The organism is Candidatus Rokuibacteriota bacterium, from assembly GCA_016209385.1.
GTDB lineage: Bacteria > Methylomirabilota > Methylomirabilia > Rokubacteriales > CSP1-6 > JACQWB01.
Genome location: JACQWB010000169.1, coordinates 1 through 24536 on the forward strand (window position 1 = coordinate 1; position 24536 = coordinate 24536).

19 protein-coding genes are annotated in these 24536 nt (G+C 66.5%); 1 reads left to right on the forward strand and 18 read right to left on the reverse strand.

Annotation, left to right across the window (positions count from 1 at the left end):
* Positions 1-823: recombinase RecA (gene recA / locus HY726_11745; protein ID MBI4609667.1), on the reverse strand; the 823-nt coding region annotated here is incomplete at its 3' end.
* A gap of 312 nt (positions 824-1135) precedes the next feature.
* On the opposite strand from recA, the gene HY726_11750 reads away from it, so the two are divergent.
* Positions 1136-1789, forward strand: coding sequence for a YceI family protein (locus HY726_11750; GenBank protein ID MBI4609668.1), 654 nt, complete (start codon positions 1136-1138; stop codon positions 1787-1789).
* 13 nt (positions 1790-1802) lie between these two features.
* On the opposite strand, the gene thpR is transcribed toward HY726_11750, so the two are convergent.
* The 17 genes from thpR to glnE all read right to left on the reverse strand — a co-directional run bounded on the left by thpR (position 1803) and on the right by glnE (position 24511).
* Positions 1803-2378, reverse strand: coding sequence for an RNA 2',3'-cyclic phosphodiesterase (gene thpR, locus HY726_11755; protein MBI4609669.1), 576 nt, complete (start codon positions 2376-2378; stop codon positions 1803-1805).
* Positions 2375-3625, reverse strand: coding sequence for a nicotinamide-nucleotide amidohydrolase family protein (locus HY726_11760; GenBank protein MBI4609670.1), 1251 nt, complete (start codon positions 3623-3625; stop codon positions 2375-2377). The genes thpR and HY726_11760 overlap by 4 nt, the downstream gene beginning before the upstream one ends.
* 244 nt (positions 3626-3869) lie before the next feature.
* Positions 3870-4334, reverse strand: a complete 465-nt coding sequence (locus HY726_11765; GenBank protein ID MBI4609671.1) for a phosphatidylglycerophosphatase A — start codon at positions 4332-4334, stop codon at positions 3870-3872.
* On the reverse strand, positions 4325-5662 hold the full coding sequence (gene rimO / locus HY726_11770) for a 30S ribosomal protein S12 methylthiotransferase RimO (protein ID MBI4609672.1): 1338 nt from the start codon (positions 5660-5662) through the stop codon (positions 4325-4327). The genes HY726_11765 and rimO overlap by 10 nt, the downstream gene beginning before the upstream one ends.
* Before the next feature lie 168 nt (positions 5663-5830).
* A complete protein-coding gene (locus tag HY726_11775) occupies positions 5831-6526 on the reverse strand; it encodes a hypothetical protein (GenBank protein ID MBI4609673.1) in 696 nt (231 codons plus the stop codon).
* Positions 6527-6533: 7 nt separating this feature from the next.
* Complete coding sequence (locus tag HY726_11780) at positions 6534-7712, reverse strand: AAA family ATPase (GenBank protein MBI4609674.1); 1179 nt, start codon at positions 7710-7712, stop codon at positions 6534-6536.
* 567 nt (positions 7713-8279) lie between these two features.
* Positions 8280-8780, reverse strand: a complete 501-nt coding sequence (locus HY726_11785; GenBank protein MBI4609675.1) for a YajQ family cyclic di-GMP-binding protein — start codon at positions 8778-8780, stop codon at positions 8280-8282.
* A 38-nt stretch (positions 8781-8818) separates the two neighbouring features.
* A complete protein-coding gene (gene lolA / locus HY726_11790; GenBank protein ID MBI4609676.1) occupies positions 8819-9499 on the reverse strand; it encodes an outer membrane lipoprotein chaperone LolA in 681 nt (226 codons plus the stop codon).
* Positions 9486-10163 carry an HAD-IA family hydrolase gene (locus HY726_11795; GenBank protein MBI4609677.1) on the reverse strand — a complete coding sequence of 226 codons (678 nt, stop codon included), beginning with the start codon at positions 10161-10163 and terminating at the stop codon, positions 9486-9488. Before HY726_11795 ends, lolA begins: the two co-directional genes overlap by 14 nt.
* Before the next feature lie 19 nt (positions 10164-10182).
* On the reverse strand, positions 10183-12321 hold the full coding sequence (locus HY726_11800) for a DNA translocase FtsK 4TM domain-containing protein (GenBank protein ID MBI4609678.1): 2139 nt from the start codon (positions 12319-12321) through the stop codon (positions 10183-10185).
* A gap of 196 nt (positions 12322-12517) precedes the next feature.
* A complete protein-coding gene (locus HY726_11805) occupies positions 12518-14188 on the reverse strand; it encodes a ribonuclease J (GenBank protein MBI4609679.1) in 1671 nt (556 codons plus the stop codon).
* 75 nt (positions 14189-14263) lie between these two features.
* Positions 14264-15097 carry a ribosomal RNA small subunit methyltransferase A gene (rsmA, locus tag HY726_11810; GenBank protein MBI4609680.1) on the reverse strand — a complete coding sequence of 278 codons (834 nt, stop codon included), beginning with the start codon at positions 15095-15097 and terminating at the stop codon, positions 14264-14266.
* Positions 15094-15732 (reverse strand): dephospho-CoA kinase, encoded by a 639-nt coding sequence (locus HY726_11815; protein ID MBI4609681.1) that lies wholly within the window; start codon positions 15730-15732, stop codon positions 15094-15096. Before HY726_11815 ends, rsmA begins: the two co-directional genes overlap by 4 nt.
* Positions 15733-15747: 15 nt before the next feature.
* On the reverse strand, positions 15748-16137 hold the full coding sequence (locus HY726_11820) for a type II toxin-antitoxin system VapC family toxin (protein MBI4609682.1): 390 nt from the start codon (positions 16135-16137) through the stop codon (positions 15748-15750).
* A 735-nt stretch (positions 16138-16872) separates the two neighbouring features.
* Positions 16873-17691: a hypothetical protein gene (locus HY726_11825; protein MBI4609683.1), complete on the reverse strand. Its 819-nt coding sequence runs from the start codon at positions 17689-17691 to the stop codon at positions 16873-16875.
* A gap of 38 nt (positions 17692-17729) precedes the next feature.
* On the reverse strand, positions 17730-21641 hold the full coding sequence (locus tag HY726_11830; GenBank protein ID MBI4609684.1) for a hypothetical protein: 3912 nt from the start codon (positions 21639-21641) through the stop codon (positions 17730-17732).
* Positions 21638-24511, reverse strand: coding sequence for a bifunctional [glutamate--ammonia ligase]-adenylyl-L-tyrosine phosphorylase/[glutamate--ammonia-ligase] adenylyltransferase (gene glnE / locus HY726_11835; GenBank protein ID MBI4609685.1), 2874 nt, complete (start codon positions 24509-24511; stop codon positions 21638-21640). The genes HY726_11830 and glnE overlap by 4 nt, the downstream gene beginning before the upstream one ends.
* Positions 24512-24536: the final 25 nt, after the last annotated feature.

Sequence of the window (24536 nt, forward strand, 5' to 3'; positions counted from 1 at the left end):
CCTCCCGCGAGATCCCCTCGCCGTAGATCATGTCGAACTCGGCCTCGCGATACGGCGGCGAAAGCTTGTTCTTCACGACCTTGACTTTGGTCCGGGCCCCCACCGACTCGGTCCCCGACTTGATCGCCTCCTGGCGGCGGATGTCCAGGCGCACCGAGGCGGAGAACTTCAGCGCGCGGCCGCCCGGCGTGGTCTCGGGGTTGCCGAACATTATCCCTATCTTCTCGCGGATCTGGTTGATGAAGATCACCGCGGTCCCCGACCGCGAGATCGCGGCGGTGAGCTTCCGGAGCGCCTGGGACATGAGGCGCGCCTGGAGCCCGGGGAGGGAGTCCCCCATCTCGCCGTCGAGCTCGGCGCGGGGGACGAGGGCCGCGACCGAATCCACGACGACCACTTCCACCGCGTTGGAGCGGACGAGCGCCTCCGCGATCTCCAGGGCCTGCTCCCCCGTGTCGGGCTGAGAGAGCAAAAGCTCGTCGGCGTTGACGCCGAGGTTTTTCGTGTAGTTCGGGTCGAGGGCGTGCTCGGCGTCGATGAAGGCGGCCACGCCGCCCGCGCGCTGGGCCTCGGCGATGATATGGAGCGCCAGCGTAGTCTTCCCCGACGACTCCGGCCCGAAGATCTCGGTGACGCGCCCCCGGGGGATCCCGCCGATGCCGAGGGCCACGTCCAGCGAGAGCGCGCCGGTCGGGATTACCGGCACCTCCTCCAGCGCCCCTCGCGCGCCCAGGCGCATGACGGCCCCCTTGCCGAACTGCCTCTCGATCTGAGCGATGGCGAGCTCCAGCGCCTGCCGGCGATCGTGCTTCACTTCAGCCATGCTCGCCTCCTCAAACGCGGGGGACTCGGTCTTCCAGGGTGGCCCGACGGATCAGGATAAACGCGCGCTTCCATCTGAAGTCACGCCATTGTAGGGGTGAGACCCGCGCAAAGTCAATCGGCTCGGGCATGATGTCCGGGTCGCGAGAGCTTGTCAATGTCGCGAATCTGATACACGCGGCCAGACTGCTCGACCCGGGCTACGTACGCTTGACGCTTCCAGTTCCCCCGGCTTAAGCTTGGCGCACCGTTTGCCCTTTTTCACGGCCCCGACTCGCCGGAGGCCCGAACATCAGGTAAGGAGGGGTGCGTCATGCCACGAACGACGTTTTTTATCGACGACCCGGTGGGACGCAATGGCATCCAGGTCCTGTCCCTGGCGCCATTGGAGACGATCCTGGTCCGCACCAATAACATCGCCGGGGAGGTCGAGATCGACACCGTCGATATTCTCCGGCAGCCATCCGTCAGGCTCTCGGTGCCCGTGGACTCCCTCGACACAGGCATCCCGCTGATGAACGAGGTCCTGAGAAGCGACCGGTGGCTTGATGCTGCGAAGTTCCCGACGATACGGTTCAGCCTGGACAAGGTCCTCTCCCCGGCAATGCCCACGGGGCTGGCTAACGGTACCACGATCGTCCTCGAGGCCATGGGAACGGTCGAGCTTCATGGGGCGTCCAACCCCTGCCCGATCCGGGGCGACCTCACCTGGCTCAGGGCCAGCGAGAGGACCGCCCGCCGTCTGCCCGGGGACCTCCTTCACCTCCGCGCCCGCTTCGATCTGCGCCTGCCGGACTACGGGATCGAATCCCATCTGAGCCCGCAGAGCCTGGACAAGGTGGCCGGGACGCTCCAGGTCGAAGCGAATCTTTTCGCCAGCACCGAGCGCCCCCAGGTGCCGGACAAGATGCGCCAGGAGCTGGCCCGGGCCCGACGGGAGCTGGCCGAGCGCCTGCTCCGGTCGTGACGAGGAACAACCGTCAGCGACCCGGGAAAGAGGCCGTCGAGAGCTCGGTATAGCGGGCGCCGCTGGGGTGGAGGTCGCTCCGCATGAGGGAGATCGCGCTCACGCGCTGATCGCCGAAGGTCTTCTGCGCATTCTGCGTAATGGCCTGCTGGAGCGCCACCAGGCCCCGCGGATCGCGCACGCGGCCGATCGTCAAGTGCGGCGTGTAGGCCCGCGCGTCCTTCGGGAACCCGCGACGGTTGAGCGCTGCGTCCACCTGAGCCTGAAGTGCCTGGCACTCCCGCCCGCCCCGAGCCACGCCGACCCAGATGACGCGCGGCCGGGCCAGCCCCGGGAAGGCGCCGAGGCCGTGGAACGTCAGGGTGAACGGCTCCGCGGCCGCCACTCCCTCGACCAGCGCCTCTTTGACCGCCTCCAGCGCCTCCGCCTGGATCTCGCCCAGGAACTTGAACGTGAGGTGAAGGTTCTGGGTCGGCACCCAGGACACGGAGCGGGCCAGCGGCCTCAGTCGCTCGAGTTCGGCTGCGACCGCCTCACGGACCCCGCTGTCCAGGAGGATCGCGACGAAGGCGCGGATGCGCCCGCTCACCACCGCTCCTCGAGCTGGAGGAGGCGGCGACGGAGGATGTCCAGGGCGACCTGGGTCGACTCCCATTTGATCGCCTCTCGCCCCCCCGCGAAGCTGAAGCGCCGGGCGCGCGCCCCGTCGGCGGTCGCCAGCGCGACGTACACGGTCCCCACGGGCTTGGCCGGCGTGCCGCCGTCGGGTCCCGCGATCCCGGTGACGCCGAGCCCGAGGGGGGTGCCGGTCTTCCGGCAGATCCCGCGCGCCATGGCCTCGGCGACGGGGCCGCTCACGGCGCCGTGGGCGATCAGCAGCTCGCGCGGCACGTCCAGGAGCTCCTCCTTGGCCTGGTTACTGTACACCACGACGCCGCGCTCGAAGTAGGCGGAGGCCCCGGGGACGTTGGTGATCCGATGGCTCAGGAGGCCCCCCGTGCACGACTCGGCGACCGAGAGCGTGAGGCGTCGCTCGAGAAGCAGACGCCCCACGACGACCTCCAGGCTCTCCTGGTCGCGGCCGTAACAATCCGCGCCCAGGACCTCCACCACCTGCGCCTCGACCTCCCCGAGCGCGGCCTCGGCCAGGGCGAGCGAGGAGTCGCGGGCGCGGAGCCGCACCCAGACCTCGCCCTCCATCGGGAGGCAGCTCACCCCCACCGGGCTCTCGGGCCTGAGCCAGTTCCCCAGTCGCGCCTCCGCATCGCCGGGCGCAACGCCCACGACGCGGAGGGTTCTGAGCAGGACCACCTCCCGGCCGGCGAAGCGCTCCCGCGCGAACGGCACGAGGTTCCGGGTCACGACCACGGAAAGGGCAGCCGACGCCTGGGGAAGCACGGCAACAGCGCCGTGAGCGGTTTCGAGCAGCCAGCTCACCTGATCGTCGTCCACCGACCAGAGGGTCGCCCCCTGGGGGAGCAGGGCCAGCCGATCGAGCCGCCGTGGCATCGCCTGGCCGCGGCGCGCGCGCGCTTTCTCGAAAGCCGCGAGGAGCCCTTCGTTCAGGACCAGCCGTGTCCCGGTCAGCCGCGCCAGCACCCGGCGCACCGTCTCGCCCGCCGAGCCGCCGGTGGCGTTCAGGACGACCGTGAGCCGGTGCCCTTCGAGGCCCTGGCGGAGTGCGGCCTCCACCGCCGGTTCGTCCTCGTCCACCACCTGGCGGGACGCGATCGGGACCCCCTCGCGCGCGACGGCGAGAGCGACGAGCCGCCCCGCCTCGTCAACCGGACCGAGCAGGGCGCCCGGGCTCACGGTGAGGATAAGGCACCCGCTCATGGCACTACGCTACCCTCGGTCATGACTCGGCACCGTCCCTTCGAGCGCCGGCTCGGCCGGCGCAACTAACTCGGGCCTCGCCTCGTGGCTCTCCTCGCCTGCGGCTTGTCGGGAGCCCCTCGGCTCGAACTGCACGGGGGAGGTTCGGAAGGGGCGGGTACCCGCGCCGGGTACCCACCGCGAAGCGGTGGGTGCGCGCGGTAGCGCGGGGGGTCGGCGTGGGTGCGCCCCCCTCCGAGGAAGCTCATCCGCCCCGTCCCAGGAGCGCGAGCAGCGCGCGGAGGCAGAGCAGCGTGTATACACCGGCGATCAGGTCGTCCAGCATGATGCCGAGCCCCCCGGAGAAGTTCTCGCTCTGGCGGATGGGAAAGGGCTTGACGATGTCGAAGAGCCTGAAGAGAAGGAACGCCGCGAGGAGCGGCCAGAGGGAGCGCGGGAGGGTGAGCACCGACAGCCACATGCCGGCGATCTCGTCAATGACCACGCGGCTCGGGTCCCGTGCGCCGAACAGGCGCTCGGCCCGCGTGGCCGCCCACGCGCCGAGAACCGTGACCACCAGGACGACCAATGCCAGCCCGCGCCAGGAAAACGGCAGCGCCCACGCGAGCAGCAGAGCGAAGAGGCTTGCCGCTGTGCCCGGGGCGACAGGGCAGTAGCCGATGCCGCCGCCGGTGGCCACCACGAGCGCGAAGCGGTCTGCTAGGGCAATCCCCGGTCCCCGGTGGCGAGGGGCTCGGCGATCAGCTCGTACCCCTCGACCTCAACGACCCGGACTCGCGCGAAGCTGCCGGGGACGAGGTCGCGGTGGCGCAGATAGACGACCCCGTCGATCTCGGGAGCCTGACCGGCGAGCCGTCCCTCCCACGCAAACGCCGGATCCTCGCTCGGCCCGTCCACGAGCACCGTCTGGACCGTGCCGACCAGCGCCTGCTGCCGTTCCCACGCGATCCGCTCCTGGTACTCCTGGACGATCCGCGCCCGCTCGTCGCTCACCTCCCGCGGGACCTGCGCCATGCCGGCCGCAGGCGTCCCTTCCTCGGGCGAGTAGGTGAAGACGCCGAGGCGGTCGAAGCGGACCTCCTCGACGAACTCGAGGAGGTTCTCGAAGGCCGTCTCGCTCTCGCCGGGGAAGCCGACCAGCACCGTCGTCCGGAGCGTGAGGTCCGGGCTCGCGTCGCGAAAGGCCCGGAAGATCTCGCGCATCCGCCGGGCCGTCACTCCCCGCCGCATCGCCCGCAGGATGCCGTCGTCAGCGTGCTGGACCGGCATGTCGAGGTACGGGAGGACTCGCGCGCGCCGCCACTTGGCGAGGAGGCGGTCACTCACGTGGGCCGGGTGGAGGTACATCGGTCGGATCCACGGGATCGCCGTGTCGGAGAGCGCCAGCAGGAGATCGCCGATGTCACCGTTGCCGCGGAGGTCCTTTCCGTAAGCCAGGGTGTCCTGGGAGACCAGGATCACCTCCCGAATCCCGCGCTCGGCCAGCCCGTGGACTTCGCGAACGATGTCAGCGAGGGGCCGGCTCCGGTGGGCACCCCGAAACTGCGGGATCGCGCAGAAGGCGCAGCCCATGTCGCAGCCCTCGGCGATCTTCACGTAGGCGTACGGCACGGGCCGCGTGAGGAGGCGCGGCATCGCCGCGTCGTAGAGGTATCCGGGCGGGGCGTTCGTCGCCCAGTCCCGGCGGGCCTCGGTCTGGCCCACCAGGTCCAGGATCCGATCGAGCTCCGAGGTGCCCAGGATCGCGTCCACCTCCGGGATCTCGTCCAGAACCTCGCGGCCGTAGCGCTGGGAGAGACAGCCGGTGACGATGAGCGAGCGGCTGCGGTCCTGGCCCTTGAGCTGGGCCAGGTCGAGGATCGTGTGCACCGACTCCTCGCGCGCCCGGTCGATGAAGGCGCACGTGTTGACGATCAGGCAGTCGGCGGCCTCGGCCGTCGGCACGACCTCGTGCCCGGCCCGCGCCAGCATCCCGAGCATCAGCTCGGAATCCACCTGATTCTTCGGGCACCCGAGCGTGGTCAGGTGAATCTTCATGGGCAACCGATTATACTCACCTCGACCCTGGTTTCCAATAGGCACTCGACGGGTTTTGTCCTCCTGAGTGGCTTGCTAAGCGCCCCTGCCAGCGTAACTTTCGTAGCCGCTGAAGACCTCCAGCGGTCTGGGGTCTGTAGCCCCAAGATGACTTGCCGGCAACCGCTTTTACCAACAGTCAGGATCCCCGAGGATCTTGTCGCGATATTGATTTAGCTGTTCCGAAAACTGATTAAAACTCTTAGAAAGCTGCTTGAGTTTCTCTACTTGTTCGGTTCCCAACGTGCGAATAAGCGGTAGCGAGACCGTCTCAATATCGGCGCGCGACACTTCCGGTTTTCCGTATAATCTCTGCTTAAATTGGCGACGACACTCGCGCTCCGCGTGCGCCGATCCCCGTTTAGGGTTCAACAAAAACTGGCTGATGAGCAGCCAGGCCTCGATCGCCTCCACTGGTACCGCGATTATAATCGGCCACTCAGCCCCATGTTTCTTTGGGAGCCAATACAAAGCAGGCCGCGTCGCTTCAATCTGACTATGCAGTTGGCACCAGCGACAGCGCTCACATGTCGCTTTCACTGGAACATGTACCCAGTGCCTCGGATGGTTCGGGTCCTCGAGCAGTTTTCCATTCAGCAACTCTAGATTCCCATCATTATCGATCGCCACCACCGCAAATTGAGCACACTTCCCGTAGAATCGTCTAAGCGCCTTTGGAATCATTCTGAGGACGAACTGCCATCCTGGACCGAGAGCTTCAATGCGGTCCGCTTCCAGCTCGTCCTCCGGACAGCCTAGAATCTTCCCCAGGTACGCGCGCAGGATAAGGTAATCCCATCCCTCCACAAGGAATCCGACCAACATGAGGACTTTAGAAACCCTCGTACAGTCCGCTCGCCCACAGATGTCCGATGCTCTCACCCGTCTCCGGCTCGTAGCGCAGCTTCTCCTTCTGGATCTCGGTGAGAGACATGATCCGGCTCCGCCCCTCTTTTTGTTCAACCACTTTGACCGCATCCAGCATGTCTTTAAAGAAGTCAACGAGATAGGGAGAGTGGGTGGATAATATCATTTGTGTCCGTGGCTGCCCCTCCGGTGGGTAAGCCAGCTCCATGAAACGGTCGAACAACCAGCGCAGTCTTCTAGGATGCAATCCGGTTTCTGGTTCCTCGATACACAGGACCGCTGGGCGTCGAGGACTCGCTGCGATGCATAGCATGCCCAGGGTGAACATCGTCCCATCACTGAGATCGGGAGCCGCGATGTAACCGCGATATCCGCTGAAGGACATGGCGAGCCCTTGCCTATCAGGCTGCACCTGAGTGACGAGTATGTCTTCCAGTTCCGGCAACAGCTCTCGCATTTGCATGAGGATTGACTCATACACCTTCGCACCCGGCTCGCCTTTCGCCCACGCGATGAAATCCGGCAAACGATCGCCATTGTATCCAATGCGCTCCCACGACTGACCCGTGCCCAAAGATTTGAGCTCTGATGCCTCTAAGTGGAAGTAGCCGAAGCGAGACAACACTTCCGCTACGTCCCTCGCGAACAATGGGCCCGCCGCAGTTTGGCGAACTCTTGGATCCCGGTGCCACACTTGATTTAGGGTTGTAGGCCCGTAAGGATCCACATCCCCAAACTCTCCCATCGAATGCGGACGCGACCGTCTTTGAAAGACCCACTCCCAGGGCTCCCCAGCTATCTGTCTCTGCAGCGTTTCCTCCAGGACGTAGATTCCGGCGGGGGAATCGGCAAGTTTGAGCGTGTACCGTGCGTGGTGATCGTTTGGCAGTTTCTCCAGATCGACTTCGAATCCAACTGGATCGGTCTCGCCCGCCCAGCGACTTCGAACCCAGTGAAACTCCCCGAGTCCCGGCGGAAACAACTCCTCCGGCGATCGATGCACAGAGTTTTGAATTAATAGCATCCCCTTGAACACGTTTGACTTCCCCCCTGCAACTGGCCCAATCAACACAGTGAGGGGCTCCAGGTAGACTTCCGAATCCGCATGACTTCGATAGTTAATGAAGCGCAGACGCTTGATCATTTAACTCATCACCTCTTCTATCCCCTGGATCACTCTCATTTCGGAAACGAACCGGTAGTTCTCGCTCCAAGCTTCCAGCGCCCATTTGAGCAGGCCTGTGTCCAGGGTACTATAGCGTTCGGGACTTGTTATAAGCTGCATCTGGATGGAACAGACAATACGCTGGCCAAGGTTGGCTGGCATGCCAGAACGCCTTCCTAGGCAAGCTTCGGGTGATGGCGAAGGGTGTAGGGTACTCAGCGTTTCTTCACCCTTCGCGGGGATCGCCAAACTTCGCGGTGCGCAAGCGCTCGCGACGAATCAAACGTCCTCTCACGGTCCTCGGCAATCATGGCCAGCGCGAGATCTTCGTGGGCCTCCAGCGTGTTACGGATGAGGCCGCTTGCTTTCAGAGAAGGGGGGGGTCCGTCTCGCCACGCGAGGCGGTCGAGCACTTCATACAGCGGGTTCACTCTCGGATTCTTGCCTGGCATGACAACGACAACTGTATCACAGGTGCAGCACCGCAGAATGCACTGCGTGATCCACGGCCAGAGGGCACACCCATGAGAATCGGGTACCCTTACCTCAGGTCGACCGGTAGTTCACGAACTGGAGGGCGATCCCGAGGTCTCTCTCGCGGAGCAGGGCGATGGCCGCCTGGAGGTCGTCCCGGCTCTTGCCGGAGACGCGCACCTGGTCCTCCTGGATCTGGGCCTGGAGCTTCAGCTTGGTCTCCTTGATGAGCTTCACGATCTCCCGCGCTTTCTCGATCGGGATCCCCTGCTGGAGGGCGATCCGCTGGCGGAGAATCCCGCCGGCGGCCGGCTCGACGTTGCCGTAGCTCAGGGCCTTGAGCGGCACCCCGCGCCGGTGGAGCCTGGACTGGAGGATGTCGATCACGGCCTTGAGCTTCATGTCGTCGTCCGCCAGCACGATGATCTCCGTCTTTTCCAGCGTGACCTGGCAGCGCGAGCCCTTGAGGTCGTAGCGCTGCTGGATCTCCTTGGTGGTCTGGTTCAGGGCGTTGGCGACCTCCTGCATGTCCAGCTTGCAGGCGATGTCGAAGGAATTCTCGGCGGCCGCCATCGGACGTCCCCTCGTCTGAGACGAGCGTACCCGAAACGTCAGCGCATTTCCAACGGGACCACGGCCGCGCCCCTGGGGGGCCTGAAGGCGAAGAGCGTGTCGGCGAGGCTCAGGTTCACCGCCACCTTCGTGAACTCCATCGTCACGGTATTCTCGAACTGGTCGTAGAGCACCGCCTTCCGCACCAGGGACGCCTTCGGGTCCACGGTGAGGATCAGCCGGGTCAGGACCGGCTCGGGACGCTTGGGCGTCAGGTCCAGGACGGGGTTCCCCGCGGCATCCACCTTCAGCGGGTTCAGAAAGCGCACGGTGAAGGTCTCACGGAGCCGGCCGAGCCCGGCCAGGAAGCTTCCCGCCGGGCCGGCCAGGGCCCGCGGCGCCTCGCCCACGTTGACCTGGTTCAGCTCCGGCGTGTAGACCCAGAGGGACTTGCCGTCGGAGACGATCTGCTGGGGCGTCGGGGTCCGGTACTCCCAGCGCATCTTGCCGGGCTTCTTCAGATAGACGGTCCCCTCGGCTTTGATGGTCTGGCCGAGGCTCCGGTTGAAGGCGTTCTGGATGAACTCCGCGCGGAGGTCGCTGATCTTCTCGTAGGCGCCCTCCAACCCCGCCACGACGTCCTCCAGCGTCTGGGCGAAGGCCGGGCCGGCTGAGACCAGGAGAAATGTGGAGAGCGCCGCGATCCAGAGCATGCGGCAGCCGGCTTCAGCGCGCGCCATTCCAGCCCTCGGCTGTCCCGGCTACCAGGCGCAGCAGCTCCTCCGGACGCACGAAGACGAAGTCCGGTGACGGAGCTCCAGAGTCAAGCGGGAACGGCCTGGGCTGCCAGGCGGCGAGGCCAGTGCGGACGCCGGCGGCGCGCCCGGTCGCGATGTCTGCCGCCCAGTCTCCGACGTACAGCGTCTCGTTGGCCGAGGCCCCGAGCTCCGCTATCGCGCGCTGGATCCCTTCGGGGTGCGGTTTGAGGAACCGGACATGGCTGGCCGTCACGACGCTTGAAAAGGCCCGGGCGAAGGGGAGGCGCGCGAGCGTCAGCTCGGCGGTCTCGCGGACCTTGTTGGTGTAGATCCCGAGCCCGAGACCCCGGGCGCGGCAGCCCTCGACAAGCTCGGGCACCCCCGCGTAGGTCAGGGCGCCAGCACGCTCGAGTTCGCCCGCGTACTCGCGGCAGAAGCGCTCGAGATACATGCGCGCCGCCGCCTCGCCCACGATCCTCCTGATCGTCAGGGTCTCGGCGGTCGGCCCGAGCGCGAAGACCTCCTCCGGGCTGAGCCGGCGGCCGAAATGCGCCTCGAAAAGAGCGCTGTAGATCCGGCCGTAGATCGCGAAGGTGTCGACCAGCGTTCCGTCGAGGTCGAAGACGACGGCCCGGATGGGCTTCATGGACGGTCGAAGCGTGGACCTACCTTCCGCGCTTGGCCAGGTACTCGGGCCCGACCAGGATCTCGCGGGGCTTGGCCCCCTGGCCGGGCCCGATGACCCGGTCCTGCTCCATCATGTCGATGAAGCGGGCGGCCTTGGGGTAGCCGAGGCCCAGCCGCCGCTGGAGGAAGGAGATGGAGGCCTGCCGCTGAACGATCACGAGCTGGACGGCGTCCCAGTAGCTCTCATCGCGCTCGGCCGCCTCCCCGGCCTCCCCGGTACCCTCCTCGTCCGGGAGCTCCACCTCCTCGTAGGTCACCTTCCCCTGCTTCCGCAGGAAGTCACAGACCGCCTTCACCTCGTCCTCGGCGACCCAGGAACCGTGGACGCGCACCTGGCGGGACCCGCCTGGCGGGACGAAGATCATGTCGCCGCGGCCCAGGAGCTGCTCGGCGCCGTTGCCGTCCAGGATCGTGCGCGAGTCTACCCGCGAGGCCACCTGGAAGGCGATCCGAGCGGGGAAGTTCGCCTTGATCAGCCCGGTGACCACGTCCACAGACGGCCGCTGGGTCGCGACGATCAGGTGGATGCCGACGGCGCGGGCGATCTGGGCGAGCCGCACGAGCGAGTTCTGCACCTCACCGGCCGAGGCCATCATGAGATCGGCCAGCTCGTCCACCACGATGACCAGGTACGCGAGCCGCTCGGCCGGCGGCACCTCCTTGTTGTAGCTCTCGACGCTGCGCGCGTGGCGGGTCGCGAGGAGCCTGTAGCGCTCCTCCATCTTCGCTACGGCCCACCGGAGCCGGGCCGCGGCCTCCCGCGCGTCAGTAACGACGGGGGCGATGAGATGCGGGACCGCCTCGTAGACGCCGAGCTCGAGCCGCTTAGGATCGATCATGAGGAAGCGCACCTCGGCCGGCGTGAGCTTGTAGAGGATGGAGCAGATCATGGCGTTGATGCCCGCCGACTTCCCGGAGCCCGTCGCCCCCGCGATCAGGAGATGCGGCATCGCGGCCAGGTCCGCGACGTAGGGGTTCCCGATGGTGTCCTTGCCGAGGGCCAGCGGGAGCTTGCCCTTGGACTCGATGAACTCCTGAGACACCAGGATCTCCCGGAGGTAGACCGTCTCGGGCTCGGCGTTGGGGACCTCGACCGCGACCGTCCCGCGACTGGGGATCGGCCCCACCACGCGCACCGCCGCCGCCTTCATCGCCAGCGCCAGGTCATCGGCCAGGTTGACGACCTGATTGACCTTGACGCCCGCCGCGGGCTCGAATTCGTACGCCGTGATGACCGGGCCGGGGTTCACCTGGACGATCCGTCCCTCGACGCCGAAGTCGAGGAGTTTCCGCTTCAGGACCTCGGCGTTGGCCTGGAGCTCCTCGCGGGTCCGCCTGAGCTCGGCGGCGGCCGGCACCTTGAGGAGGCCGACCGGCGGGAGCTGGAAGTCCCGCTGGCGACCGCCGTCGAAGTCAAAGGTCTCCTGCCAGGCAAGCCCTCGTTCGGCGAGTCGGCTCTTGGGTCTGACCGGCTCAGCGACGACCGGTGGCGCCGGGTCACTCCGAGGCTCGGGCTCCGCGATCTTCGGAGGCTGGACCTCCTGCGTCTCGACGGCGACGGGCTCCCATCGAGCCAGCCTCTGTCGCGCGAGCCAGCCGAGCCGAGCCGTGAGGCTCCGCGAAAGGACCGCATACGACACCTGGGTGAGAAAGAGGAGCGCCACGGGAACGAGCGTCAGCAGCACCAGGAGCGTGCCGACCGCCCCAATCGAGCGCCCGAGGAGCTCAGCCTCCCAGTAGCCGAGCGTGCCTCCCCAATGGATCCTCGGCTCGGCCGCCGGGTCCGAGAGGTGCGCCAGGAGCCCCGTCGCGCTCAGGAGGAGGAGGGCGCCGCCCACGAGCGCCGAACGCCCGGTCAGGATGCGCGCCCGCAGGAACACGTTCACGCCGTAGAAGGCGAGCGACAGCGGGAGCAAGTAGCTCGCGTAGCCGAAGGCCCAGAACAACGCCCAGCCGAGCCAGAGCCCGACCGGCCCCACCGGGCTCACCTGCACCGCCGGCTCGGCGGCCGGATCGAAGAGGGCCAGCGTTGCGATACCGAACGCGGCGGCGAAGAGCGCCAGGATCCCCCTCACCTCGGCGATCCACCGACGGGCGTCGCGCTTCTTCCGCGCCATCACTACGTCTCCTGGACGACTGCGTTGCACCGGTCCAGCGGGTGGCGCGGCGCCCCTCCCCACGCCTTCGGCGTCGGGGGCCCCGCCCCACCGGAGGGGCCGGGGGTCCCTACACCGGGCGCACCCACGCCTTCGGCGCGGGTACCCGGCCCCGACGGTGGGGCTCCTCGCCGTGACAGGACCCGCTGGACCAAGTTCACACCTCCAGCACGATCGGCAATACGATCGGCTTCCGCTGGAAGCGCTGGTTGATGAAGCGTCGCACCGCGCTCCGCATCAACGAGCCGAGCAGCTCCCGGTTCACGGGCGCCGCCGTGTCCCGCTCGGCCAGGGCTTCCCGCACGACCGTCTTGACCTCCTCCAGGATCTCCTCGGACTCCTTCACGTACACGAAGCCGCGCGACGCGATCTCGGGCCCCGCCAGGAGCTCGCCGGTCTGGCGATCCACGGTGAGGGCGACCACCACCATGCCGTCCTGGGCCAGGAGCTGGCGGTCACGGAGGACGACCGCGCCCACGTCGCCGATCCCCTTGCCGTCCACGAAGACCCTGCCGGCAGGGAACCGCCCGAGCACTCGCGCCGAGCTCTTGGTAAGCTCGACGCCGAGTCCGTCCTCGATGATGAAGATCCGCTCCCGCGGCAAGCCGACGGACTCGGCCAGGCGGGCGTGGGCGACCAGGTGCCGGTATTCGCCGTGCACCGGGACGAAGTAGCGCGGCCGGGTCAGGTTGAGCATCAGCTTCAGGTCTTCCTGGCAGGCGTGGCCCGAGACGTGCACGAAGGCCACGTCCTCCCAGAGGACCCCGGCCCCGAGGCGCATGAGCTGGTTGATGACGCGGCCGATGACGCGCTCGTTCCCCGGAATGATCCGGGCCGAGAGGATCACGAGGTCCCCCTCCTCCACCTGGACGTCCTTGTGCTCCCTGGCGGCCATCAGCGCGATGGCCGAATTGGGCTCCCCCTGGCTCCCGGTGGAGAGGATGACTTGCCGGCCAGCCGGTAGGTCGGCCAGCTCGTCGAGGGGCACCAGCGTCCCCTCGGGAACCCTGAGGTGGCCCAGCTCGGCCGCGATCCGGACGTTGTTCACCATGCTCATGCCGAGCAGCGCGAGCTTGCGGCCGAAGCGGACGGCCAGCTCGAGGACCTGCTGGATCCGGTGGATGTGGGACGCGAACGTCGCGACGATAATCCGTCCGCGCGCCTTCTCGAAGAGCGCGGCGAGGGAGCGTCCAACCTCGGACTCGGAGGGCGTGTGGCCCGGCCGGTCCACGTTGGTCGAGTCGGAGAGAAGCGCGAGGACTCCCCGCTCCCCCAGCTCGGCGAACTTCCGGTAGTCCGGGTGCTGGCCGTCGATCGGGCTCGGGTCCAGTTTGAAGTCACCCGTGTGGACGATGGTCCCGACCGGGGTCTCGATCGCGAGGCCGATCCCGTCGGCAATGGAGTGCGTGACGCGCACGGCCTCGATCCGCAGCGACCCGAGCTCGATGGCCCCGCGAGGCTTGAGAGGCCGGAGGTCGGCCGTGTCCAGGAGCCCGTGCTCGCTCAGGCGGGAGGCGACCAACGCAAGGGTGAGCGGCGTGCCGTAGACAGGCGCGCGGACCTCGCGGAGGAGGTAGGGTAACGCGCCGATGTGATCCTCGTGACCGTGGGTCAGGACCACGGCCCGGAGCGATTCTCGCTTGGCGAGGAGGTAGGCGAAGTCGGGGATCACGTAGTCGATCCCGAGCATCTCGTCGTCGGGGAAGAGGAGGCCGCAGTCCACGGCCAGGAGGTCGTCGCCCGACTCGAGCAGCATCATGTTGAGGCCGATCTCACCGAGCCCGCCGAGCGGAATCAGGCGGACCGATGGTTCGCTGGCGGGCTCGATCGTACCGGACTCGAAGGCGGCGTCCACTCGGGATAAACTCCTATCGTTCAAACCCTTTTATCTTACCATCCGCGCTCAGCCCGCCGAAGGAATTTGGTCCCGACGCGCGATCTCGGCGAGGCGCGAAAACTCCTGAAGCGACAGCGTTTCCGCACGGCGCTCGGGATCGATGCCGGCCTCCCCGAGCCACCGCCGCGCCGTCGCCACAGTGGAGTGAAGCCCTCCGGCGAGGGCGTTGGCCAGGTGCTTCCGCCTCTGACCAAACGCCGCTTTCACGAGCCGGTGAAACCAGCGCTCATCGCCGACGGCCACGCACGGCGCCGGGAGGACCCGCAGGTGGATGACAGCGGAGTCCACCTTGGGAGGCGGCCTGAAGGCGCCGGGGGGGACCGCCATGACGCGGCGACCCTCACAGTAGATCTGCGTGAGCACCGAGAGCGCCCCGTAGCGCTTGCTCCCGGGCGCTGCGACAACCCGCTCGGCGACCTCCTTCTGAAGGGTCAGCACCATCTCGGAGACCGCACCCCGGGCGGCGACGAGGCGCTCCAGGATCGGCTTGGCGGCGCTGTAGGGGAGGTTCCCCACCACGACCACTCGGCCTTCGGGAGAGGGCCGGAGGGCCGGGAGAGCCGAATAATCGAAGCGGCGCGCGTCGGCCCGACGGACCTCCGCGTTGGCAATCGACCCGAGCCGCGGTTGAAGCTGGGAAATCAGCGCTCCGTCCACCTCGAGGGCGAGAAGGCGGCCGGCGCGCTCCGCGAGCAGAAGAGTCAGCGCGCCCTGCCCCGGCCCGATCTCGACGCAGAGGTCGTCCGGGGTCAGGCGCGCCGTGTCCACGATGGCCCGCGCGATGCGCACGTCTCGGAGGAAGTGCTGCCCGAGGGCCCGGCGGCGCCCGCTGGTGCTCACGCCGGGCTGGCCTGGAAGGCCTTGAGGTCGCCGAGGAGCGCCCGGTGGACCTCGCGCACCCGGCGCTCGGTCTCCTCCCGGGTTCCGGAGTTGTCCACCACGTAATGGGCCCGCTTCACCTTCTCGGCGAGCGGCAACTGGCTCCGGATCTTCGTGTCCGCCTCCGCCGCGGAGACGCCGTCCCGGAGCTCGAGCCGCTTCCGCTGAGCCGCGTCGTCAGCATAGACCACGACGAGCCGGTCCATGTTCCTGGCTCCGCCCGCCTCCACGAGGAGGGGGGCGTCGAAGATCACGATCCCGTCGAATCCCTCGGTGATGAGCTCGGCCAGGATCGCGGCCTGGCGCTTCCTGATCTCGGGATGCGTGAGCGCCTCGAGGCGCTTGCGCTTGGCTTCATCGTCGAAGACGAGCGCCCCGAGCTTCTTCCGATCGATCACACCGTCGGCCTCGAGGATCCCCCTGCCGAACTCCGCCACGATCTTCTCGTAGGCCGGCTCGCCCGGCTCGACCACCTCGCGCGCGAGCAGGTCGGCGTCGATGATGAGGCAGCCCAGATCCCGGAACATCCGGGAGACCGTGCTCTTCCCGCTCGCGATCCCCCCGGTGAGGCCGACCAGGAGGAATTTCCTAGACATTCGTAAGCTGGCAGCCTACCAGGTCTGAAGTCGAAGGCCTGCGACCGCTCCGAAGTGAGTGTCACGCGTCGCCAGGTCCAGATCCTGCTCCAGGGCGACTGCAGCGATCCAGATATCGTTCTCAGGAATTGGACGACCCTGCTGTCTCAGTCGGTCTTTCACTCGACCGTATGTTTCCGCCGTAGATGCGGTAACAGGGAGGACCGCAGTGGCCCGGACAAAATCTCTGATTTGGCGGATATTGCGCTCAGCTTGTCCGGATTTGATTGCTCCGTAGAAAAGTTCGCCCACCGCGATACTTGGTGCAAAGACTTCGGTAACCTCGGAAAGAGACGCGACGACTGCCCTGTCCCCATTGAACAGGGCGATGATGACCGTGGTATCGAGGAGGACTCTACCAGGCACTGCGATCTACTTGCTCGCAGTCTTCCTCTATCGCTCGAGCAATTTTACCGACATCGTTTGGTCCGATCGCTCCACTGAACACAAGCAAATCCTTACCTGGAGTGCCCTTGGGGACAGCGTCGGCCTCGGTCAAGCTCCGAGCGTATGCCAGCAGTTCCCGCTGCTTCTCGGGAGACAGCTTCTCGAAATGTCTGAGTAGTTCCTCACGATCTGAACGAGTCGCCACCAGCCCATCTCCTTAAGGGGTGCTACCCCGGGTCTCACGCACCAAGTCAGTCAGCGGAATGCCCAGTCCGGCGTCCAATTCATCAAGACTCCCAAGGATACCCCTTTCCTCGGGTTCTGTGAGCTGCGGGGCTTCGTCGATGGATTCGATCATATACTGGCCTGGCGGTAATTTTCGCAATCCTTCACGTATCCGGCTGCCATCCCACTCACTGTGATGGCCATTCTTTACCTCCAAATGGCCAGCCGTCACACACGTAAGCACTTTAGTCCGATGTTCATCCGTTGCGTCAAACCATATCACACCAGACGCTCAACCGAGTAGGCAAGCTGACTCCTCGGATGCTGCAGGAGGATAGTGAGGAAATTGGGAAACCCCGAACCCGGATCATTGTCTCCTACCTGTAAGACTCTCCACCGCGGCCTTGAATAAGGGCGCCATGGATTCGACCGTGGTACTCCCCGGCTCGATCTTGAAAACGCCCTCCTTCCACTGGTCTTCATAGCGGGTCATCGTGACTCCCTTCGGACATAGACGTCTTGCCTCGGTCTCGGACAGCTTGAAGAAAAACGCAAACGACTTCGACCCGATCCATTTGATCCCGAAAGCGTTGAAAAATCCGTGCTTGAACCCGCAGTAGTGCTTAGCTTATTGAACTTCGGCTCCAGCGGCCAGCTGTTTTTGCGTACGAAAGCCGCGGTTTCCTCGATGTACCGGAAGAAATGTCCCACGCTAATTTTGTTGTAGCCCTCCGTCTCGTAAAACACACGATCATACGTCTGAAGACCTCGGACCGGTCGAACCTTAGCAGGGATCTCAGGCTCCAAGCGATTGATCAGCAAAAACTCATTGTCATTTTGCAGCCACCTTTTGACCTCGATCAGGTCGACAGGATAGTTGATCTTACCTACAAGACTTAACGTCGAACGGTCGATAGAGGGCGCAATCACAATGATTCGCACGTCGTAATCGTCGAACGAAATCGGTACGTTTTCTGGTTGCTCCGGTGACTCAAGCCAGAGAGATTTGATTGAATCAGGATTCGACTCCGCCCAAAACGCATACTGCAACACTTGCGGCAGGATGGAAGCATCAACGGGAACGTCTTTCATCTCTACGATGCAGACGTTTCCATCGCTATCCACCCCGATGATATCAGGAATACCGGGCTTCTTTCCTCCCCGTACCTGGCGCTTGAGAAGGTAAACATCCTCCAGCAAGCCCTTGGTTTCAAATACCACTCGCTCGAATTCTTCTTCTGAGGAAAATGGCACGGAGAGGAGGTTCGCTGGTGCTCCCGTCTTTTGTTTCCAGAAGAGGTTAATCATAACCTTCCTCCACCGGCTGCGTATTCGCTACCTAACCCTCACACCTCGGACCAGTCGCGGCCGAGCTTGAGGTCCACCTTGAGGGGGACGGAGAGGGTCATGGCAGATTCCATGACCTCGCGGGTGAGGGGTTCCAGCGTCGCAAGCTCTGCCTCGGGCACCTCGAAGAGGAGATCGTCGTGGACCTGGAGCAGCATGCGGCTCCTCAACCCACGAGCTCCGAGTTCCGCGGCCATCCGGACCATGGCGACCTTGATCAGGTCCGAGGCCAACCCCTGGATCGGGGCGTTCATGGCCATGCGCTCGGCCATGCCGCGGGCGTTGGGGTTGCTGGACTTGAGCTCGGGGAGGTAGCGGCGCCGCCCGAGGAGCGTACTCACGTACCCCTTCTCCCGTCCCTCGGCGAGCGTCGCGTCCAGGTACGCCTTGACTTTGGGATGGCGGGCGAAGTAGTCGTCCAGGTACTTCTGGGCCGCCCGCTGGTCCACCCCCGCGGCCTGGGAGAGCCCGAAAGCAGATACTCCATAGATGACGCCGAAGTTCACCGTGTTATGACTCACGAGCGCGTTCGCCAAATAGCTATGGCCCTCCGGAACCGCGAGGTCGAACGCCTCGATGAGTTCCTCGAAGACCCTCCTCACCGGCAGGAAAACGATATTGTTGTGGACAAAGAAGTCCATCTGCCTCGTCCACTTGTCTGACACTCCCGCTGACCTGAGCTGCTCCACGATCATGGCCGCGCGAGTCTGGTTTAATCTGACTGGGCATCGCTTGCGAATGATCTCGTAGGCTTTCTCCCTCCCCGTGCTGCGCAGGAAAGGCAAGTGCCGGGCAACTTCTGCTTCCTGCGAGGGAATGATTGTGTGGTCGTACCGGACGCCCTGAACGAGACGATTCTTCCTTCTTGAGACGAACCCGATCTCGCGGACAAACCGCCTCACGTTCGGCATTCCGGTCAGGCTCAGGACAAACGCCCCATGCTCGCGACCTTTCCATTTCCTGGCTTCTCGCTTCAACGTGAACAGGTAGCCAAAGTTCAGCAGCAGCTGCTGGAGACGTTGGGCGAGGGCCCGAGACGTAGTGGTGTAGGTTATCTGGCGGCCGGCGGACTTCATGGAGCCGTCGCCCGAGAAGAGTGCTCGCAGAAACTCGATCTGGACGTGGTACGGGGCCGCCAGAAGGCTGTCTGGGATGGTCTTCTCACTCGACCGCCCGGCGGCGCCGATGCGTTCAAGCCAGCAGACGAGCTTGCCAGACCGGATCTCGACGGACACAGAGCCGCCCCGTTCCTTGATGACTGCTCTGTCTCCAAACAGATGGCGACTGACGCACACCATGTCGCCTGCCACTTCCGGCTCTTTCGTTGCCTGGCTGATCATAACGGCCCCGCTCCCAGGCTTGGCGGGATGCCGGTACACATAGCCCTCCGAGATTACATAGCCAAGAAATCGCGCAAGCTCAGCGGACCATCGCTCCGGCAACCCGATGTCCTTGAAGTTGGTTCTCTCCCATTCCTGAGGGTACCGAAGGTCCGGGAGGTGCTCTTCATGGCCGAATGCTCGAGTTCCCACTCTGACGGCCACGTAATCCCCCAAACGGAGGTCGCACGCCCGCTTCCAGACGTAATCCCCCTCTCGGTTGATCACCCGAACCCGATGGTCCCTGGTGCACGACACCTCCAGGCCCGTCCTGAGCGTGATCCGAAAGCCCGGCTGGTGGCCCCCGTAGTAGAGCTGCGTTGCCGTGCTCAAGCCGTTATCCGTCCAGACCTTCACGGCTTCGAGAGGGGCGAACTCTCCGCACGGAGGAGCCGGGCCGAGCGACTCTATCGGGCGGAGTCCCTCGGACGTGTAGACGAGAGTCCCGCGCGCCACGCACTTCGCCACCCGCCGCATCTCAGCGGTGACCGCCTCGCGCGCGACGCTGAACGCCTCAGAGGCCGTGCGCGTGTGGATGTCCTCACCACGCTGGAAGGACTCCATCAGCGTCTCCTCCCCTGAGAGATGCGCGAGGATCCGCAGCTCGATCTGGGAGTAGTCGGCCGCGAGGAAGGAGTGACCCGGCTCCGGGATGAAGGCCTGACGGATCCGGCGTCCCAGCTCGGTTCGGATCGGGATGTTCTGCAAATTTGGTTCCGACGAGCTGAGCCTCCCCGTGGCGGTGACGAGCTGGTTGAACGAGGTGTGGATCCGCCCGGTGACGGGATGGATCAGCCCCGGGAGAACGTCCGTGTAGGTGGACTTGAGCTTGGCCAGCGTCCGGTGCTCGAGGATCCTGGCGGGCAGCGGGTGACCCAGGGCCAGCTCGGCGAGCACGTCGGCATCGGTGGAGTAACCGGTCTTGGTGCGCTTGACCGGCGGGAGCTTCAGCTTCTCGAAGAGCACCTGGGCGAGCTGCCTGGGCGAGTTCACGTTGAACGCCTCGCCCGCGAGCGCGTGGATCTCGCGGGTGAGGTTGTCCAGGTCCCGCTCGAGCTCCTTGGCGAAGAGCTCGAGCCGCTCGGGCGCGACACGGATGCCGTCGAGCTCCATCCGGGCCAGGACCGGGACGAGGGGCCGCTCGATCTCCGCGTAGAGCGTCGTGAGGCCGTGCTCCTCGAGCAGGCACAGCGCGTGGGTCCAGTAGCGCCAGACCCAGCGGGCGCGCTCTCCGGCCCGTGACGCCACCTCGTCAGGCGCCGCTTCGGTAGGGGCCGCAGGCCCCGGGCCTTCGCCGAAGCTCTCGAGGCAGATCTCTTCGAGCTCGTAGCTCATCCGCGCCGAGTTCAGGAGGTAGGCCGCCACCGCGGAATCCTCGAAGCGCGGAAGCGCGGCGCCGTGCTTGAGGATCCACTGGAGCGGGAGCTTCACGTCGTGACCGATCAGGGTCCGCCTGCCGAGATCTGGAGGCGGGTCGCTGAGAGGGAGGTACGCAGGGCCGGCGTCAGGGTGAAAGAGACCGAGAGCCTGGATCACGGGCTCTGGAGGGCGGCCGCCTCCCACCCACTCCACCGCCAGCGGCGCCTCCGTGGGGACGGACCTGAGATACGCTGCGAGGTCTTCAGCGGAGGACAGGACACCCACGGGCTCGGCCACCACCTGCACCGCGGGCTGGGGGATCTGGCGAAGCAGGCTTGAGAACTCCAGCTCCGACCAGATCGCGCGGAGCCGGGACCAGTCGGGCTCGCCGCGCCTGAAGGCCTCGAGCTCGAAGCCGAGCGGGACTCGCTCGCTGATCGTGGCGAGCTCGCGCGAGAGGAACGCCTGCTTCCGGTGCGTGGCCAGAGTCTCCCTGAGCTTCCCGCCGCTGACCAGCGGGAGGTTCGCGTAGAGCCGCTCCAGGCTCCCGAACTGGGCGAGGAGCTTCCGCGCCGTCGTCTCGCCGACGCCGGGCACCCCCGGGATGTCGTCGATCTCGTCGCCCATCAGGGCGAGGAGATCGGGGATCTGGGCCGGCGCCACGCCCCAGCGCTCCTGCACCTGGGCCTCCTCGTAGACGACGCGCTCTCCCGTGCGGCCAATCGCCGAGAGGACCCGGACCTTGGGGCCGACGAGCTGCAGCGCGTCCTTGTCTCCCGTGACCAGCACCAGCTCGACGGCCAGGTCGCGCGTACGCGCGACGAGAGTCCCCAGGATGTCGTCGGCCTCATAGCCCACGACCTCCAGAAACGGCATCCCGAACGCCTCGATCACCGCTTTCACGTGGGGGATCTGCACGGCCAGGTCGGCCGGCATCCCCGGGCGGCTCTCCTTGTAGGCCTCGAAGGCCGCGTGCCTGAACGTCGGCCCGGGCGCATCCCACGCGACCGCGATGTAGTCCGGCTCCTCCTCCCTGAGGAGCTTCCAGAGCATCGTGCTCATGCCGAAGACGGCGTGGGTGGGGACGCCGCGGGAGCTGGAGAGGTAGCCGAGGCCGTGGTAGGCCCGGTAGAGATGGGACGGGCCGTCCACCAGAAAGAAGCGCGGCATCATGGAGCGCGATCCAGACGCGGCGCGAGCGATACGGGCGACGATTCCTCGGCGAACACCCGGTCGTAAATCTTCCTGACCTCCGCGGTCCGCCGCCGGTACTCCGCGAGGAAGCCCGACCGGTCCGGGAAATCGAGGCCCCGGGCGACCCGCGCCGGCATGGGGCCCGCCACCTCAAGACCGTCAGGCGGGCGCGCGCCGAAGAGGCGGAGGGAGGCGCTGACCCTGCGGAGAAAACGGTAGTGATCGGCGAGCGCTGCCGCGTCGCGCTCGGCCAGGAAACCGTGGCGCCCGAGCGCGCGGAGGGCGGCCAGCGTGTTGGCCCGGCGGAGGGCGGGGAGCCGATGGCCGTGGGCGAGCTGAAGCGCCTGGACCACGAACTCGACGTCGACGAGCCCGCCCCGGCCATACTTCACGTGGAACCGCCCGGGCGTCTCTTTGCCCAGCTCGAGCTCCATCCGCTGGCGGATCTCGCGGATCCCCTTGAGCTCTGCCACCGAGAGGGACCGGCGATAGACGATCTCGCGGAGCGCGCGCCAGACCCGCCGAGCCAGCCGCGCGTCACCCCACACGACGCGCGCGCGCGCGAGGCTCTGGCGTTCCCAGAGGTCGGCCCATTCGCGGTAGTACCCCTCGAGCGCTGCCAGGCTCGAGGCGAAACCGCTCCCCTTGCTCCCGGGACGCAGGCGAAGGTCCACCGGAAAGACCGTCCCCGCTGCGGTGATGTCGCCCAGGACTCCCGCAAACCGCTCCACCGCCCGGTCGTAGAAGGCATGGGCCGCGTCGCCGCCCTCGTAGATGACGAAGAGATCGAGGTCCGACCCCGTCGTGAGTTCCCGGCCGCCGAACTTGCCGAGACCGACGATCACGGCAGGGCCCAACGGCTTCAGAGTCCCGGGCGGCGCTTCGCGACCGTCGTCGAGCGGCGCGACGGCGATGGCCCAGGCGACGGCCACCGCGGCGTCGGCCAGCCCGGTCAGCTCGCGCGAGAACCCGTCCACGGTGGTCACGCCCAGGAGAAAACGCCAGATGATCCCCAGCTCCTCGCCCTGCTTGGCCCGGCGGAGCCGATCCTTCCTCTCGGCGAGACTGAGCCCGGGCTCGAGGGCAAGAGCCAGCTCGCGCCGGAAGTCGCCCTCCCGGCGCGGGGAGCGGAACGCGGTCGGATCGGCGAGCCGGGGAAGGAGGTCGGGCTGGGTCGTCAGGAGCTGGGCGAGTGGCTCGCCTCGAGCGCACAGCGTGACCAGGCTGGCGAGGAGGTCGGGGCTGTCAGCCAGAAGCTCCAGGTGAGCTGCGCGGGGGCCCATGGCGGCAACGAAGCGCTCGAACTGGTTGAGCGCCTCGTCGGGATCCGGGCTCTTCCAGAGCGCATCCAGGAGCACGGAAAAGATCCTGAGGAGGGCCTTCTGCGCGGGCTCAGGATACGGGATGAGCGGCCGCCCCTCGAGGATGAGGCGGAGGTTCTGGCGGGCCCTCTCGGGATCGACGAAGCCGGTAGCCCGGAGCGCCGCGACCGACGGGATGCGCGGACGCTTGACGGCGACCGGAGGCGCCTCGAAGAAGGCGCTGAAGGCTCGGTGGACCTCGTGCGTGACCGCCCGGTAGCGGGACCGAAACGTGCGGGCAGCCCGCTCGGGCGGGAGCTGAATCCCGGTTCGCCGGGCGAGCCGGCCGAGCTCCCCGGGATCGGAAGGCAGCGTATGCGTCTGAAACTCGTGGACGATCTGGAGCCGGTGCTCGACCGTGCGGAGAAACGTGTATGCCGCGCTCAGCCGGCGGGCGAGGACGGGAGAGAGATACCCGCGCTCGGTGAGGCGGAAGATCGCCCGGAGCGTGTTACGCTCCCTGAGCCAGGGATCGTCGCCCCCGTAGAGGAGCTGGAGGGCCTGGACCAGGAACTCGACCTCCCGGATCCCTCCCACGCCGAGCTTGACGTTGGCGCGCTCGCCACCCTTGGCGCGGAGCGACCGATCGATCTCGCGCTTCATGGCCCGGACCTGGCTGACGATCTCCGGGTCCACGCCCGGGCGGTAGACGAAGGGCCGGATCAGCTGGAGAAAGCGCTCGCCGACGCGCCGGTCGCCCCCGGCGGGGCGCGCTTTGATGAGCGCCTGGCGTTCCCACGGCTCGGCGCGCTCGGCGAAATAGGTGCGGTACCCATCCAGCGAGAGCACGAGCGGCCCCATCCGTCCCTCGGGACGGAGCCTCACGTCCACACGGAAGGCGTAACCCTCCTCGGTGACCGACTCGAGCGCTACCACCACGCCCCGGGCGACGCGGGTGAAGTACTCGGCGTTGGAGAAACCCCGCTCGGCCTCACCGTCCTCGGAATAGACGAACACCAGATCGATGTCGGAGGAATAGTTCAGCTCCTCCCCGCCCAGCTTCCCCATGCCGATGATGGCGAGCCCCGCCTCCTCCCCGCTCACGGTCAACGGCGCGCCGTACCGCGCGCGGCACTCCGCGTCGGCCATGCGCCAGGCCGCCTCCAAGCACGCGTCGGCGAGCCGCGAGAGTTCCTCGGTCGTCACGGTCAGGTCAGCGTCGCCGAGAAGGTCGCGGCAGCCGATCCGGAGGAGCTCGCGGTACTTGAAGCGACGGAGGACGTTCCAGCGCGCCTTCAGGCTGGAAAACGGCGCGAGGTTTGCGGCGAGCTCGGCGGCCAGCTCGTCCCGGAGGCGTGCGCGCATCGTGTCCGGCTCGAGTAGCCACGGAAGCACGGTGGGGTAGCGGCGGAGGGTGTCGGCGAGGAACTGGCTTCCCCCTCCCAGAACCGCAAGAAGGGGGACAGCGCCTGGATGCGCGCGGAGCGTGGCATAGAGGACGGAGCGATCGACCGACGCCGCTACGCGCTCCAGGTTGTTGAGCGCCATGTCGGGGTCGGCGGAGGTGGTGAGC

What these genes read in the sequence shown, in the direction of transcription:
- HY726_11750 (MBI4609668.1), top strand. Translation starts at nt 1,136, where the DNA reads ATGCCACGAACGACGTTTTTTATCGACGACCCGGTGGGACGCAATGGC.
- HY726_11760 (MBI4609670.1), bottom strand. Translation starts at nt 3,625, where the DNA reads ATGAGCGGGTGCCTTATCCTCACCGTGAGCCCGGGCGCCCTGCTCGGT.
- rimO (MBI4609672.1), bottom strand. Translation starts at nt 5,662, where the DNA reads ATGAAGATTCACCTGACCACGCTCGGGTGCCCGAAGAATCAGGTGGAT.
- HY726_11775 (MBI4609673.1), bottom strand. Translation starts at nt 6,526, where the DNA reads ATGTTGGTCGGATTCCTTGTGGAGGGATGGGATTACCTTATCCTGCGC.
- HY726_11780 (MBI4609674.1), bottom strand. Translation starts at nt 7,712, where the DNA reads ATGATCAAGCGTCTGCGCTTCATTAACTATCGAAGTCATGCGGATTCG.
- HY726_11785 (MBI4609675.1), bottom strand. Translation starts at nt 8,780, where the DNA reads ATGGCGGCCGCCGAGAATTCCTTCGACATCGCCTGCAAGCTGGACATG.
- lolA (MBI4609676.1), bottom strand. Translation starts at nt 9,499, where the DNA reads ATGGCGCGCGCTGAAGCCGGCTGCCGCATGCTCTGGATCGCGGCGCTC.
- HY726_11795 (MBI4609677.1), bottom strand. Translation starts at nt 10,163, where the DNA reads ATGAAGCCCATCCGGGCCGTCGTCTTCGACCTCGACGGAACGCTGGTC.
- HY726_11800 (MBI4609678.1), bottom strand. Translation starts at nt 12,321, where the DNA reads ATGGCGCGGAAGAAGCGCGACGCCCGTCGGTGGATCGCCGAGGTGAGG.
- HY726_11815 (MBI4609681.1), bottom strand. Translation starts at nt 15,732, where the DNA reads ATGTCTAGGAAATTCCTCCTGGTCGGCCTCACCGGGGGGATCGCGAGC.
- HY726_11825 (MBI4609683.1), bottom strand. Translation starts at nt 17,691, where the DNA reads ATGATTAACCTCTTCTGGAAACAAAAGACGGGAGCACCAGCGAACCTC.
- HY726_11830 (MBI4609684.1), bottom strand. Translation starts at nt 21,641, where the DNA reads ATGATGCCGCGCTTCTTTCTGGTGGACGGCCCGTCCCATCTCTACCGG.
- glnE (MBI4609685.1), bottom strand. Translation starts at nt 24,511, where the DNA reads ATGGCGCTCAACAACCTGGAGCGCGTAGCGGCGTCGGTCGATCGCTCC.